This window comes from Pseudomonas umsongensis (assembly GCF_012647205.1).
Taxonomy (GTDB): Bacteria; Pseudomonadota; Gammaproteobacteria; order Pseudomonadales; family Pseudomonadaceae; genus Aquipseudomonas; species Aquipseudomonas umsongensis.
This window is the reverse complement of record NZ_CP051487.1, coordinates 5,895,321-5,908,193: the sequence shown is the minus strand read 5'-3', so window position 1 is coordinate 5,908,193 and position 12,873 is coordinate 5,895,321. Positions and strand designations below refer to the sequence as shown.

General features: G+C 60.1%; 12 protein-coding genes. 2 read left to right on the top strand and 10 right to left on the bottom strand.

The genetic code is table 11. The features are described 5' to 3' along the window. Positions 1 to 7: 7 nt before the first annotated feature. The 7 genes from folK to dksA all read right to left on the bottom strand — a co-directional run bounded on the left by folK (position 8) and on the right by dksA (position 8,793). The gene (gene folK, locus HGP31_RS26705) at positions 8 to 493 is read right to left on the bottom strand and encodes a 2-amino-4-hydroxy-6-hydroxymethyldihydropteridine diphosphokinase (protein ID WP_020798593.1); all 486 of its coding nucleotides are present in this window, start codon (positions 491 to 493) and stop codon (positions 8 to 10) included. A 3-nt stretch (positions 494 to 496) separates the two neighbouring features. Continuing rightward, positions 497 to 1,897 carry a polynucleotide adenylyltransferase PcnB gene (locus HGP31_RS26700; protein WP_020798592.1) on the bottom strand — a complete coding sequence of 467 codons (1,401 nt, stop codon included), beginning with the start codon at positions 1,895 to 1,897 and terminating at the stop codon, positions 497 to 499. A gap of 699 nt (positions 1,898 to 2,596) precedes the next feature. Continuing rightward, positions 2,597 to 4,036, bottom strand: a complete 1,440-nt coding sequence (locus HGP31_RS26695) for a sigma-54-dependent transcriptional regulator (protein WP_020798591.1) — start codon at positions 4,034 to 4,036, stop codon at positions 2,597 to 2,599. A gap of 22 nt (positions 4,037 to 4,058) precedes the next feature. After that, complete coding sequence (locus tag HGP31_RS26690) at positions 4,059 to 7,013, bottom strand: sensor histidine kinase (protein ID WP_162276369.1); 2,955 nt, start codon at positions 7,011 to 7,013, stop codon at positions 4,059 to 4,061. Continuing rightward, entirely contained in the window at positions 6,997 to 7,173 is a 177-nt protein-coding gene (locus HGP31_RS26685; RefSeq protein ID WP_003176118.1) for a hypothetical protein, read from the bottom strand. Before HGP31_RS26685 ends, HGP31_RS26690 begins: the two co-directional genes overlap by 17 nt. A gap of 77 nt (positions 7,174 to 7,250) precedes the next feature. Beyond that, complete coding sequence (gluQRS, locus tag HGP31_RS26680) at positions 7,251 to 8,147, bottom strand: tRNA glutamyl-Q(34) synthetase GluQRS (protein ID WP_168758954.1); 897 nt, start codon at positions 8,145 to 8,147, stop codon at positions 7,251 to 7,253. Positions 8,148 to 8,349: 202 nt separating this feature from the next. After that, positions 8,350 to 8,793 (bottom strand): RNA polymerase-binding protein DksA, encoded by a 444-nt coding sequence (gene dksA / locus HGP31_RS26675; protein ID WP_008058386.1) that lies wholly within the window; start codon positions 8,791 to 8,793, stop codon positions 8,350 to 8,352. Positions 8,794 to 9,126: 333 nt separating this feature from the next. On the opposite strand from dksA, the gene HGP31_RS26670 reads away from it, so the two are divergent. Both HGP31_RS26670 and sfsA read left to right on the top strand, forming a co-directional pair. Next, complete coding sequence (locus HGP31_RS26670) at positions 9,127 to 10,299, top strand: pyridoxal phosphate-dependent aminotransferase (protein ID WP_020798588.1); 1,173 nt, start codon at positions 9,127 to 9,129, stop codon at positions 10,297 to 10,299. Continuing rightward, positions 10,299 to 11,012: a DNA/RNA nuclease SfsA gene (gene sfsA, locus HGP31_RS26665; RefSeq protein WP_020798587.1), complete on the top strand. Its 714-nt coding sequence runs from the start codon at positions 10,299 to 10,301 to the stop codon at positions 11,010 to 11,012. The genes HGP31_RS26670 and sfsA overlap by 1 nt, the downstream gene beginning before the upstream one ends. Here the strand turns inward: sfsA and HGP31_RS26660 are convergent. From HGP31_RS26660 to HGP31_RS26650, 3 genes are all read right to left on the bottom strand, one after another. Continuing rightward, a complete protein-coding gene (locus HGP31_RS26660) occupies positions 11,009 to 11,326 on the bottom strand; it encodes a Rieske (2Fe-2S) protein (protein ID WP_020798586.1) in 318 nt (105 codons plus the stop codon). The two genes, sfsA and HGP31_RS26660, sit on opposite strands and share 4 nt — an antisense overlap. 312 nt (positions 11,327 to 11,638) lie before the next feature. Continuing rightward, complete coding sequence (locus HGP31_RS26655; RefSeq protein ID WP_020798585.1) at positions 11,639 to 12,448, bottom strand: Crp/Fnr family transcriptional regulator; 810 nt, start codon at positions 12,446 to 12,448, stop codon at positions 11,639 to 11,641. A 16-nt stretch (positions 12,449 to 12,464) separates the two neighbouring features. After that, positions 12,465 to 12,737 (bottom strand): TfoX/Sxy family protein, encoded by a 273-nt coding sequence (locus HGP31_RS26650; RefSeq protein ID WP_007971093.1) that lies wholly within the window; start codon positions 12,735 to 12,737, stop codon positions 12,465 to 12,467. Between the last annotated feature and the right edge of the window lie 136 nt (positions 12,738 to 12,873).

The window sequence follows — 12,873 nt, the reverse complement described above, 5'->3', positions numbered from 1 at the left end:
GTTTGTGTCAATTTGTAGCCAGGCGTTCCAGGCCGACGAACGGGCACGCATTGAGCAATTCTGCCAGGCTGCGGCCATCAGCCAGGCGCAGATCCACAGGGGCCAATTCTGCCAATGGATAGAGCACAAAGGCCCGCTCGTGCATATGGTAATGCGGGACTTTGAGGCGAGGCTCGTCAATCAGGCGGTCACCGAACAGCAGGATGTCGAGATCCAGGGTGCGCGGCCCCCAGCGCTCAAGGCGCTCGCGGCCTTGGTCGTTTTCAATGGATTGCAAGGCGTCCAGCAGCTCAAGCGGTGCCAGAGTGCTGTCGAGAGCGGCAACCGCGTTGGTGTAGCGCGGTTGGCCAGGGAGCAACGAATCGCTTTGATAGAAGGCTGAAACCCCGACCAGTTCCGATTGCGGCAACTGTGCCAGCGCCAGGGTGGCGCTGCGCAGCTGTTCGGCGGGGTCAACGAGGTTGCTGCCCATGCCGATGTAGATGCGTTCCATGGATTACTCGCCCGTGGTGCTCGAAGCGTCTGCTGAACGCTTGCGCTTGGCGCCGCCGCTGCGACGACGTTTGCGTGGGCCGCCGGTGCCGTCGTCCTTGCCACTGAGGTCGCGAATCATGTCGCGCCGCTCACTGTCGTTGGCGTCCTGGTAGTCCGTCCACCATTCGCCCAGGCCATCGGTCTGCTCGCCCGCGCTTTCGCGTAGTAGCAGGAAGTCGTAGCCGGCGCGGAATCGCGGATTGTCCAGCAGCAGGTCGGCACGTTTGCCGCTGCGCCGTGGCAGGCGCTCCTGCATGTCCCAGATCTCGCGGATCGGCATGGTGAAGCGTTTCGGGATCGCGATGCGCTGGCACTGCTCGGCAATCAGTTCGTGAGCCGCTTCCTGCATCGCCGGAATTGGCGGCATGCCACGGTCCTGCAGGCGCAATACGCGCGCCGGCAGGGCAGGCCAGAGCAGGGCGGCAAACAGGAACGCCGGGGTCACCGGTTTGTTCTGCTTGATACGCAGGTCGGTGTTGATCAGGGCTTCGCTGATCAGGGTATGGGTATAGGTCGGGTTGTATTCCAGTGCCTCGGCGCTCGCCGGGAACAGTGGATCGAACAATTGCAGGTCGACCAGCATTTCAAAAGTGTCAGCGGCGTGACCGGACAGGAACAGCTTGAGCACTTCTTCGAACAAGCGGGCTGACGGGATCTCGCGCAGCATGGGGGCCAGCTCGCGGATAGGCGTGGCGCTGTGTTTTTCGATGCCGAAATTCAGCTTGGCGGCAAAACGCACGGCCCGCAGCATCCGCACCGGATCTTCCTGGTAGCGCTGCTTGGGGTCGCCAATCAAGCGGATCAGTTGGTTGCGAATGTCGTGTACGCCGTTGGCGTAATCGAGAATGCGTTCGCTGACCGGGTCGTAATACAGGGCGTTGATGGTGAAGTCGCGACGTTGGGCGTCTTCTTCCAGGGTCCCGTAGACGTTATCGCGCAGGATGCGCCCGCTTTCGTTGCGCGAAGATTGATTGGTGTCTTCCTCTTCGTCGTTTTGCGGGTGATTGGCGCGGAAGGTCGCGACTTCGATGATTTCGCGGCCAAAGTGGATGTGTACCAGTTTGAACCGGCGGCCGATGATCCGTGCATTACGGAATTCTGCCCGTACCTGTTCGGGTGTGGCACTGGTGGCGACGTCAAAGTCTTTCGGCGTGATGCCGAGCAGCATGTCTCGCACACAGCCGCCGACCAGATAGGCCTGGTACCCGGCGCCCTGTAGGCGTTCGACGATGTTCACCGCGTAACGGCTGAATTGCGCCTTTTGCAGCGAATGTTGACCGCTGTTGAGCACTTCAGGCGTGCTGCGAATGTGTTGCGTACGACGCAGGGGAGTACGGAATGACTGGAACAGCTTCTTCAGCATGGGATGCACTGTTTGAAGGAATGTTCGGCCAAAACGAAGAATGACCGCATGATGGGCGGGGATTCTAGCATTTAGTCGGGGGATGGTGTAGGACACAGCAGATTTGAGGTGTAGGCAGGTTTCCAAATCGCAGAAACCACAAGGGGAGCCGAAGCTCCCCAAGAAGTAGTTGCATGCTCTATTTTTGTTATTGGTTTCGGGCTTCTTGTTTTTGTTGAGTGCCCTTGTCATGAAGCTTTCCTTCATGACCCTCCCAATCGGGAGCCAAGAGCAAACGGATTGCTTTGGTCGCTGTGCTGCAGTGATCTTGCGATCCAACCAGTTCAGGCTCTGTCTTAAGACAGTTTTTTGTTGTTCTCGGCCTGGTCGTGGGGCAAGCCCCAAATACAACGCCTCTCCAAAAGAATCAGTTAGCTGCGCCTCTCGCCGTCTTGTTTTTATTGTGCGTGAGTCGATTCGTCTTATTTTTATTGTGTTGTTCGTTGCTTGTTATTGTTCTTGTACCAAACATATAGCAGGGTGCGTGCCAACTTTTGCGAACCCCAGTAAAACAAGGGGTTAGGTGCGTCGAGGGGGTCAACAAGGGCCAAAAAAAACCGGGGCTTCGTTACCGTAAGCCCCGGTTCTGTTACGTGAAAAACCTGAGGTAACAGTTTTTTCACAAAATCATGTGTTACCCGCACATGAGACAGGCGGCGTTCAGCTCTCGCTTGGTACCCCAGTCTTTCGCCGCGGGATGCCCAGGCGCTGACGGCGTTCCCACAGGCACTTGCGACTGACCCCCAGTTTGCGCGCCAGTTCGGTTTCGGTCATGTGATCCTGATGCTCGAGCACGAAGTGCTGGAAGTAGTCTTCCAGGGACAGGTCTTCGGTCGGCTCATGGTTATTGTTGCCGGCGTTGCTGCCACCTTGTTGCGGAGGCAGGCCGATGAACTCGTCGTCTTCCAGGTCGCCCAGTTCGATGTCGATGCCCAGCAGCTCGGCGGAAATTTCCGGGCTCTCGCACAGGATGACGGCGCGCTCGACCGCGTTTTCCAGCTCGCGAACGTTGCCTGGCCACGAGTAATGACGAATGGCTTGCTCGGCGTCCGGGGCGAACTTCAGGTCTGTCCGGTTGATTCGTGCGCTTTGGCGCGCCAGGAACGCATTGGCGATTTCATTGACGTCCGCGCCACGCTCGCGCAGGGCTGGCAGTTTCAGGGCAATCACGTGAAGCCGGTAATACAAGTCTTCACGGAACTGGCCGATCTTCGCCAGGCTCTTGAGATCGCGGTGGGTTGCAGCAATCAGGCGCACATCGACTTTCTGCGACTGGACCGAACCCACTCGGCGAATTTCACCTTCCTGCAGCACGCGCAGCAGGCGCGCCTGGGCTTCCAGTGGCAGCTCACCGATTTCATCGAGGAACAAGGTGCCTCCGTCCGCCGCTTCCACAAGGCCGGCACGTCCAGCGCTGGCGCCAGTGAATGCGCCTTTCTCGTGGCCGAACAGTTCGGACTCGATCAGGCTTTCCGGAATGGCTGCGCAGTTCACCGAAATCATCGGCGCCTTGGCCCGCCTGGAAAGGTTGTGCAGGGCGCGCGCCACCAGTTCTTTACCAGTGCCGGACTCGCCCTGGATCAGCACATTGGAGTCCGTCGGCGCGACTTTGCGGATCTTGCCATACAGGTCCTGCATCGGTGGGCACGAGCCGATGATGCCGATTTCACCGTTACTGTTGTCGCTACCGGCTTTGGCGGCAGCGTTGGCGACTTTGCCAACGACCGGTTCGCCGCTGGCTTGCGCCGTTTGCCGGTCACGCAGGATGCGCGCGACGGCCTGGAGCATTTCGTCGTGGTCGAAAGGCTTGGCGATGTAATCCACCGCGCCCATTTTCATCGAATCCACCGCCGAGCGCAGGCTGGCATAGCTGGTCATGATCAGCACCGGAGTGCCCTGGCCAAGCTTGATCAACTCGGTACCCGGCGCGCCCGGCAGGCGCAGGTCACTGACGATCAGGTCGAACGTGTTAATGGTGAAGCGTTCTTGTGCTTCCTGCACTGAACCGGCTTCGCTGACCTGGTACTGGTTACGTTCCAGCAGGCGGCGCAAGGCGGAGCGGATAATGGTTTCGTCTTCGACGATCAAAATGTGCGGCATTGATTCGATACTCTCGACGGTCTCAGTTCACAGCGGACGTCGCTTCGACATGACGCGGTAAGGTCACCCGGATACGGGTGCCGCGTTGGCTCTGAACATCAGCCGGGCTGTCGATGGTGATTTGTCCATAATGCTCTTCAACGATGGAATAGACCAGTGCAAGGCCCAGGCCGGTACCTTCACCCGGGTCCTTGGTGGTGAAGAAGGGTTCGAACAATCGATCCATGATGCTCGATGGAATGCCGCTGCCTTCGTCCTCCACGATCAAGTCGACCGTGTGTTCGCCGGCTTCGCTCTTGACCCGCACCGCGCTGCCGGGAGGCGAGGCGTCGCGGGCGTTTGAGAGCAGGTTGATCAATACCTGGGCGAGCCGCTGCGGATCGCCTTCGACCCAGTGGTCGGGATCGCACAGGTTATAGAACTGCACTTCGAAATTGCGCCGGTTCAGGGCCAGCAGGCCGATGGCGTCCTGGGCCACTTCCGCCAGACAGACGGGCTCGTCGCTGTGCTGGTGGCTGCCGGCATGGGCAAAGCTCATCAGCGACTGGACGATGCGCGAGACGCGCTTGGTCTGTTCGAGGATCTGCCCGCTGATTTCCTTGAGTTCGCCGTCTTCCTCGCGCTCTTCGCGCAGGTTCTGCGCCAGGCAGGCGATACCGGTGATCGGGTTGCCGATTTCGTGGGCCACGCCCGCGGCCAGGCGACCGATGCTGGCCAGGCGCTCGGAGTGCACCAGTTTGTCTTCGAGCATCTGGGTTTCGGTCAGGTCTTCCACCAGCAGCACCAGGCCACTGTTGCCCGGTGCGAGGGGTTCGTCGATCGCCGCTTTGTGCAGGTTCAGCCAGCGGGTCTGGCCGTCAAGGGCCAGGTGCTGTTTGTGCAAATGCTCATCCGGGACATTGATGAAGCCTTGCAGCAATTCTTTCCATGGATCGGCAATGGTGCTCAGGCGCGAACCGACCACGCGCTGCGCGGCGATGCCGGTCAACTCCTCCATGGCTTTGTTCCACATGAGGATTTCCTGATCCTTGGCCAGCGAGCAGACGCCCATCGGCAATTCCTGCAGGGTCTGGCGGTGATAGCGGCGCAGGGCATCGAGTTCGGCGGCCAGGCCGGTCAGGCGCGAATGGTAATCCTCGAGGCGGCTTTCGATGAAGTGGATGTCCTCGGTGACATAGTTTTCGCCGCCGGCCTTGTAGGGCAGGAACGTCTCGACCATGTCCTGGGCCACGCTTGGCCCCATCAGGCCGGACAAATTGGCTTCGATCCGGTCGCGCAAGCGGCGCAAGGCGTACGGTCGACGCTCGTCGAAGGGCAGGTAGAGATCGCGCAGGGCTTGTTCGACTTCCTTCTGCGCAGCCTTGGCTCCCAGCGGTTTGGCCAGCTGAGTGGCGAATTCCTGGGGCGAGGCGGCGTGCAGCTCCCGGCGTTGCGGGCGGCGCACGTTGTCCACGGCACAGGCTTCGGCGGCGCTGGCCTCTTCAGTGCTGGCATTGGTGAACAGCGAAATCAGGGTGAACATCAGTACGTTGGCGGCCAGGGAGGCGATCGCAGCCATGTGCCAACTGGTGTCGTCGAGCACGTAGATCATGTTCAACAACGGTATGTAGAAGCCCTGCAGGTTGCCGACCAGCGGTAGCAACATGGTCACCAGCCACACCAGGATCCCCGCCAGCAGCCCGGCGATGAAGCCGCGACGGTTGGCGGTCGGCCAATACAGGACCGACAGCACGCCCGGCAGGAACTGCAGCGTGGCCACGAAGGCGACGATGCCGAGGTTGGCCAGGTCCTGCTCCGCACCCAGCAGCAGGTAGAAACCGTAGCCGGCCATGATGATGGCGACGATCAGGGCGCGACGGGTCCACTTCAACCAACGGTAGATGTTGCCTTCAGCCGGTGGCTGGTACAGCGGCAGCACCAGGTGGTTCAAGGCCATGCCCGACAGGGCCAGGGTGGTGACGATGATCAGGCCGCTGGCCGCAGACAGGCCGCCGACATAGGCCAGCAGTGCCAGGGCCTTGCTGTTGGCCGCGATGCCGATGCCCAGGGTGAAATATTCCGGGTTGGTGGTGGCGCCGAGTTTCAGGCCGGCCCAGAGAATCAGCGGCACTGCCAGGCTCATCAGCAGCAGGAACAGCGGCAAGCCCCAGCTCGCGCTGACCAGCGAGCGCGGATTGAGGTTTTCGGTGAAGGTCATGTGGTACATGTGCGGCATGACGATCGCCGAAGCGAAGAACACCAGCAACAGCGTGCGCCAAGGGCCTTCCTGCAGTGGCGTGTGCAGCGCGGCCAGGGCGGTCTGGTTTTGCAGCAGCCACAACTCCAGTTGTTGCGGGCCGTCGAAAACGCCATACAGCGCATAGAGGCCGACGCCGCCGAGGGCGATCAGCTTGATCACCGACTCGAAGGCGATCGCGAACACCAGGCCTTCATGTTTTTCCCGGGTGGCGATGTGCCGGGAGCCGAAGAAAATCGTGAACAGCGTGATCAGTGCGCAGAAACTCAGCGCCACGCGATGCTGTACCGGCTCGCGGGTGAGGATGCCGATGGAGTCGGCGACTGCCTGGATCTGCAGCGCCAGCAGGGGCAATACCCCGACCAGCATGAAAATCGTGGTCAGCGCGCCGGCCCAGGTGCTGCGAAAGCGGAACGCGAACAGATCGGCCAGGGATGACAGCTGATAGGTTCGGGTGATCTTCAGGATTGGATACAGCAGCACCGGCGCCAGCAGAAACGCGCCGGAAACACCCAGGTAGCTGGACAGGAAGCCGTAGCCATACTGATAGGCCAGGCCCACGGTGCCATAAAATGCCCAGGCACTGGCGTAGACCCCCAGGGACAAGGTGTACGTCAGCGGGTGGCGAATGATCGCCCGCGGGATCATGCCCCGTTCGCTGACCCAGGCTACGCCGAACAGCACCGCCAGGTACGCGGCGCTGATCAGGATCATCTGGGTCAGGCTAAAGCTCATCGGCATCTTTTTGGCTCTGCAGGATGAAGGTCACGACGATCAGGATCAGCCAGAGCAGATAAGGGCGATACCAGGCGCCAGTGGCGTCGATCCACCAATCCATGATGGCCGGGGAAAACAGATAAATCCCCACTACCAGGAGCAGGACCAAGCGATAGATGTACATCCCGGCCTCTCTTTTTTATGCCCGTGCCCGAAAACGTGCGGCGATGGTAACGGATGGGCGCGCCACTGCAAGCACGATCACTGTAGCTGCGCCTCGGGCAGGCTCAGTGTGCGCGGGATCAACCGGGCATCCCAGTGGGCAATGCCCCAATCCAGCACTTCCCGTGGCGTGGCGTAGGCCAGTTCGGCACCGGGGTTTTGTCCCAGGGCGCGCAAGGCTCGCAACAACAACGGCGTAGCCTGATCTGCGGTGAGCGGCGGCGAACGGTAGGACTTGCCGAGTTTGTTGCCATCGGGCTGGGTGATCAGCGGGATGTGCAAGTAGCGCGGCTGGCGCAGGCCGAGAAGCTCCTGCAGGTAGAGCTGGCGCGGCGTGGAATCGAGCAGGTCGGCACCGCGCACGATGTCGGTGATGCCTTGCCAGGCATCGTCCAGCACCACCGCCAGTTGATAAGCATAGAGCCCGTCGCGCCGGCGAATCACGAAATCACCGACATCCCGGCCCAGATGCTGGTGAAACTCGCCTTGCACCCGATCAATGAAGTGGTAATCAAGTTCGGGGACGCGAATGCGAATGGCGGCATCTTCGGTGCCGTGTCCGGCATTGCGGCACAACCCCGGATAGATGCCGTGGTACGGCTCCAGTTGTTTGCGCGAGCAGGTACAGGCGTAGGCCAGGCCCTGGCTGAACAGGCGATCGAGCACTTGGGCATAGGCACCGTGACGGTCGCTCTGGCGCACCATCTGGCCATCCCACTCGAAACCATAGCTCTCCAGTGCCTTGAGGATTGCGGCCTGAGCGCCGGGCTCTTCGCGGGGCGGGTCGAGATCCTCCATGCGCATCAACCAGCGCCCACCCACCGAGCGCGCGTCGAGGTACGAGGCCAATGCAGCAACCAGCGAGCCGAAGTGCAGGTGACCACTGGGCGTGGGGGCGAAGCGGCCGATGTAGGTGGGGGAGGTGATGGCGGTCATGAATGCAATGTTACGTTGTCCGGTCGTGCGCAAGTCCCATGTGGGAGCGAGCCTGCTCGCGAAAGCTGAGTGTCAGCCTGCATCAATATTGGGCCTGGAAGCCCCTTCGCGAGCAGGCTCGCTCCCACAGGTTTCCTGTCGAAGCATACGTCAGAAACAAAAACGGAGCGTTCGCACGCTCCGTTCTTTACTCAAGTCGATATTACTTGCCGACTTGCTTTTCCTTGATTTCCGCCAGTGTCTTGCAGTCGATGCACAGGTCAGCGGTAGGGCGTGCTTCAAGACGCTTGACGCCGATCTCGATGCCGCAGGACTCACACCAGCCGTACTCTTCGTCTTCGATCAACTGAAGCGTCTTGTCGATCTTCTTGATCAACTTGCGCTCACGATCGCGGGCTCGAAGCTCGAGAGCGAACTCTTCTTCCTGGCTGGCACGGTCTGCCGGGTCAGGGAAGTTGGCCGCTTCGTCCTTCATGTGGTCCACAGTCTTGTCGACACCTTCCATCAGCTCTTTTTTCCACTGATTCAGAACCTTGGTGAAGTGTTTGCGCATGGGCTCGCCCATGTACTCTTCGCCAGCTTTCTGAACATAGGGCTCGAAGCCGCTGATCGCCTGATTCGCTTGTTGCTTTGCTTGGGTGGACATGAAATAGACCGCCTCTACTCTTGTAATCCATCTGCGCAGGATTGCTCCATCACCGGCACCTGCCGGCCCTGCGGCTGCAAGCGGGCGAACTTACCAGATCAAATCAGACCGCGCTACTCCCGGATGTCGAGGCCGCGGCCTGCGGCGCTTTCAAATGATGGCAAAGCGTTGCCTGGTGGCTCTGGAACCCTGCTCAATTAATGATTTTAGTCAAACCCCGGGCACTCGCTCAGTTCGTTTGTGCCTGGGTCATAAGGCCTCTGACCGCTTTAGGTTCTCGCTCGTTCCTGCGCTTGGGTAGAATTGGTTCTTTTCCCTGTTGAAGGAAGGCCAATGGCTCAGTCCTACAGTGCCCGCAGTCGCGCAATCGAACCTTTCCATGTCATGGCGTTGCTCGCGCGGGCCAATGAGTTGCAGGCTGCAGGTCACGATGTGATCCACCTGGAAATCGGCGAACCGGATTTCACAACCGCCGAGCCGATCATCCGCGCCGGACAGGCGGCACTGGAGGGGGGCAAGACGCGTTACACCGCCGCGCGCGGAATCCCCGAGCTGCGCGAGGCTATTGCGGGCTTTTATCAGCAGCGTCATGGCTTGAACATCGACCCGCGACGCATCCTCATCACGCCCGGCGGTTCCGGTGCGTTGCTGCTGGCCAGTGCCTTGTTGGTCGATCCGGGCAAGCACTGGCTGCTCGCCGACCCGGGTTACCCGTGCAACCGGCACTTCCTGCGCCTGGTGGAAGGCGCCGCGCAGCTAGTCCCGGTGGGGCCGGACGTGCGTTATCAACTGACGCCGGATCTGATTGAGCGGCATTGGGACCAGGACAGTGTGGGCGCACTGGTGGCCTCACCGGCCAACCCGACCGGTACGATCCTCACTCGCGACGAGCTGGCGCAACTGTCCCAGGCCATCAAACAGCGCCACGGTCACCTGGTGGTGGACGAGATTTACCACGGCCTGACCTACGGCACCGATGCGGCCAGCGTGCTGGAAGTCGACGACAGCGCCTTTGTGCTGAATAGTTTTTCTAAATATTTCGGCATGACCGGCTGGCGTCTTGGCTGGCTGGTAGCGCCGGATGCGGCGGTGAGTGAGCTGGAAAAGCTCGCGCAAAACCTCTATATCAGCGCGCCTAGCATGGCCCAGCACGCGGCGTTGGCCTGTTTTGAACCGGCGACCATCGCGATCTTGGAAGAGCGTCGCGCCGAATTTGGTCGTCGTCGCGACTACCTGCTGCCTGCCTTGAGAGCGCTTGGTTTCGGTATCGCCGTCGAGCCGGAAGGCGCGTTCTACCTGTATGCCGATATCAGCAAGTTCGGCGGCGATGCCTTCGCGTTCTGCCGTCATTTCCTCGAAACCGAGCATGTCGCGATTACGCCCGGGCTGGACTTCGGCCGGTATCAGGCCGGGCATCATGTGCGGTTTGCCTACACCCAAAACCTTGAGCGCTTGCAGGAAGCGGTGGAGCGTATCGGGCGTGGCTTGCGGAGCTGGCAAGGCTGATGCGTTTTCATCCCCCACTCGAAGAAGGTCGGCTGATTCGCCGCTACAAGCGTTTTCTCGCCGATATCGAAACCGTCGATGGTGAGTTGCTGACTATTCATTGCCCTAACACGGGCTCGATGCTCAATTGTCAGGTCGAAGGCGGGCAGGTCTGGTTCAGTCGCTCCAATGACCCCAAGCGCAAGTTGCCCGGCACCTGGGAAGTCGGCGAAACCCCGCAAGGGCGCTTGTTCTGCGTGAATACCGGGCGGGCCAATGGCTTGATCGAAGAGGCGTTGCGAGCGGGGGTGATCACCGAGTTGAACGGCTTCACCGAGCTCAAGCGCGAAGTCGCTTACGGTCAGGAAAGCAGTCGCATCGATTTCCGCCTCGAGTACCCGAGCGGGCACGCGTACGTGGAAGTAAAAAGTGTCACCCTGGGCTATGAAGGCACGGCTGTGGCGGCGTTCCCCGATGCGGTGACCCAGCGCGGGGCCAAGCATTTGCGGGAGTTGGCCCATCTGGCTCGGGACGGGATTCGTGCGGTGCAATTGTATTGCGTCAATCTCAGCGGCATCGAAGCGGTGCGTCCGGCGCAAGAAATCGATTCAGCCTACGCACAGGCCTTGCGTGAGGCCGTGGCGTGCGGGGTTGAAGTGTTGGCCTACGGTGTTCGCCTGACCCATGAGGAGATGGTGGTGGACCGGCGTCTTGAAGTATTGCTCGGCGGTTAGAGGCTGACCCAGATGCCTTGTGCGTCTTCGCGACAATCGACACGGGTCAGCGATTGTCCTGCGCAAGGGCCGGCGACACATTCGCCGTCCTCGATCAGGAACAGGGCGCCATGGGTGGCGCACTGGATCAGGCTGTTACTGGGGTCGAGGAATTGGTCAGGGGTCCATTCGAGTCCGACGCCACGGTGCGGGCAGCGATTGATGTAGACGTAGACCTGGCCACCCCGGCGTACGGCGAACAACTTCTGGCCGTCGAGGTTGAAACCGCGGCTGCTGGCGTCGGCCAGTTCAATGCCGGTACACAGAAATTTCATGCTGATCCTCAGGTCGCAAGCACTGACCAAATAGCTGAGTTGCCCAATGCAAACCCGTTTCAGATGCTCAGGATACTGGCTGCAGCGTTGCGCGACTTTCCCGCGGGCAAAAAAAGACCCGGCAAGAGCCGGGTCAAATAACCGTGATTAGCCTGATGAGGAGATAATCTGAGAGTCCGAACCAAGGGCTTTTCAGAATATCTGACCAGTCTCGCGACCAGTTGTGATAATCATATCGATTCTCATTACCAAGTCAACAGGTGATTTCCATTTACCTGATTCCTGTCGCACGATGGTTCCAAGTCCTTGTATTCACTGAGCTCTGCCTGTCGTTTTCAGTGCACTCAACTGTGTAACCTGTTTATTCAGCAGGTCGATACGCCGGGCCATGCTCTCTATCAGGCTGTTAGCAATCTTCGGATTGCTCTGGGTAAGGCTCAAGAACTGATCCTTGGGAATGCGCATGAGGGTGCAGGGTTCACTGGTGATGACCGTTGCGTTGCGTTTCTCCCCGGTAAACACGGCCATGGCGCCGAAAATCTCATCCTTGGGCACGTCGCCCACCTTCACCCCATCGACAAACGCTTCGGCATGGCCGTCGATGATCACGAACACATGGTCCGCCTCATCGCCCTGATGGATCAGGATTTCGCCGCTGGCAACTCGCTGGAAGCCGTTGGTGGCGCGAAACTCCGGTTGCTTGAGGCGCGCCACGGCATCGGACAGCAGGGCGGTCTGGCCCGCCATGTACTGCAGGAACAGCTCCGAGCGGGTCGGGTCGGCATAGATGTGCTGGAACACCTGCGATCGAAGGTAGGGTGTCAGCGCCAGGGGCGTCTTGCTGCACAAGCGACAGCGCGGCAATCCCGCGTCCTGGCGCAGGCCGATCAGATCGCCATGCTGCAGGTAGAACAGTGCGCGATCGTCGATGCATCCATGTAGCCGGCCGTCATCCAGCATGAACAGTTGATCGGCGGGCAAAACGGCGGCCAGGTCGTCGATGGCGGAAAATTCGACGGCGGGCCCACTCGGTGTCAAACCCTGCAACAGCCGGGCGGGAATGTTCTGCAGGCGAGTGATCAGTGTTTCGGCGTAGGCCGGTTGTTCCCCAAGTAAGTACATGGCGAGCGGTACTCGTTCAATTCTTGTGGCGTGACGAGATGGCTTCGAGTTGTTTGTTCAAGGCTTCCTTGCGTTCGGCGGGGATGTCATTCCAGTGCACGTCCATCAAGGCGCCTTCGATCGCGTACAACAACACCTTGGACGCCCGGAACCCGCGCGTGCGCACGGCTCGATAAGCATCCACCGCCCCCAGGCGACGCAAGTCCGAGGCGCTGTGGATGCCCACGGCATGCAGCCATTGCGCCGACGTCTTGCCAAGATTCTTCAGGTGTTGCAGTTCATCATTCATCAAGCCTCCTTGCGATGGCCGAATGGTGCATGGGCAAGCTTCTGAGGAGTGTAGCCATCAGTAGGAAAAGCGTGATTGTTTGCTCGTTTTTGACGCAAAAGCTTCTAAGAGGCAGCTGGCTGTGATGCTGCCAAAA

Coding starts and splice junctions, on each gene's coding strand:
- HGP31_RS26655 (WP_020798585.1), bottom strand. CDS start 12,448: ATGTACTTACTTGGGGAACAACCGGCCTACGCCGAAACACTGATCACT.
- HGP31_RS26650 (WP_007971093.1), bottom strand. CDS start 12,737: ATGAATGATGAACTGCAACACCTGAAGAATCTTGGCAAGACGTCGGCG.
- HGP31_RS26690 (WP_162276369.1), bottom strand. CDS start 7,013: ATGCCGATGAGCTTTAGCCTGACCCAGATGATCCTGATCAGCGCCGCG.
- HGP31_RS26670 (WP_020798588.1), top strand. CDS start 9,127: ATGGCTCAGTCCTACAGTGCCCGCAGTCGCGCAATCGAACCTTTCCAT.
- HGP31_RS26695 (WP_020798591.1), bottom strand. CDS start 4,036: ATGCCGCACATTTTGATCGTCGAAGACGAAACCATTATCCGCTCCGCC.
- sfsA (WP_020798587.1), top strand. CDS start 10,299: ATGCGTTTTCATCCCCCACTCGAAGAAGGTCGGCTGATTCGCCGCTAC.
- gluQRS (WP_168758954.1), bottom strand. CDS start 8,147: ATGACCGCCATCACCTCCCCCACCTACATCGGCCGCTTCGCCCCCACG.
- HGP31_RS26660 (WP_020798586.1), bottom strand. CDS start 11,326: ATGAAATTTCTGTGTACCGGCATTGAACTGGCCGACGCCAGCAGCCGC.
- folK (WP_020798593.1), bottom strand. CDS start 493: ATGGAACGCATCTACATCGGCATGGGCAGCAACCTCGTTGACCCCGCC.
- HGP31_RS26700 (WP_020798592.1), bottom strand. CDS start 1,897: ATGCTGAAGAAGCTGTTCCAGTCATTCCGTACTCCCCTGCGTCGTACG.
- HGP31_RS26685 (WP_003176118.1), bottom strand. CDS start 7,173: ATGTACATCTATCGCTTGGTCCTGCTCCTGGTAGTGGGGATTTATCTG.
- dksA (WP_008058386.1), bottom strand. CDS start 8,793: ATGTCCACCCAAGCAAAGCAACAAGCGAATCAGGCGATCAGCGGCTTC.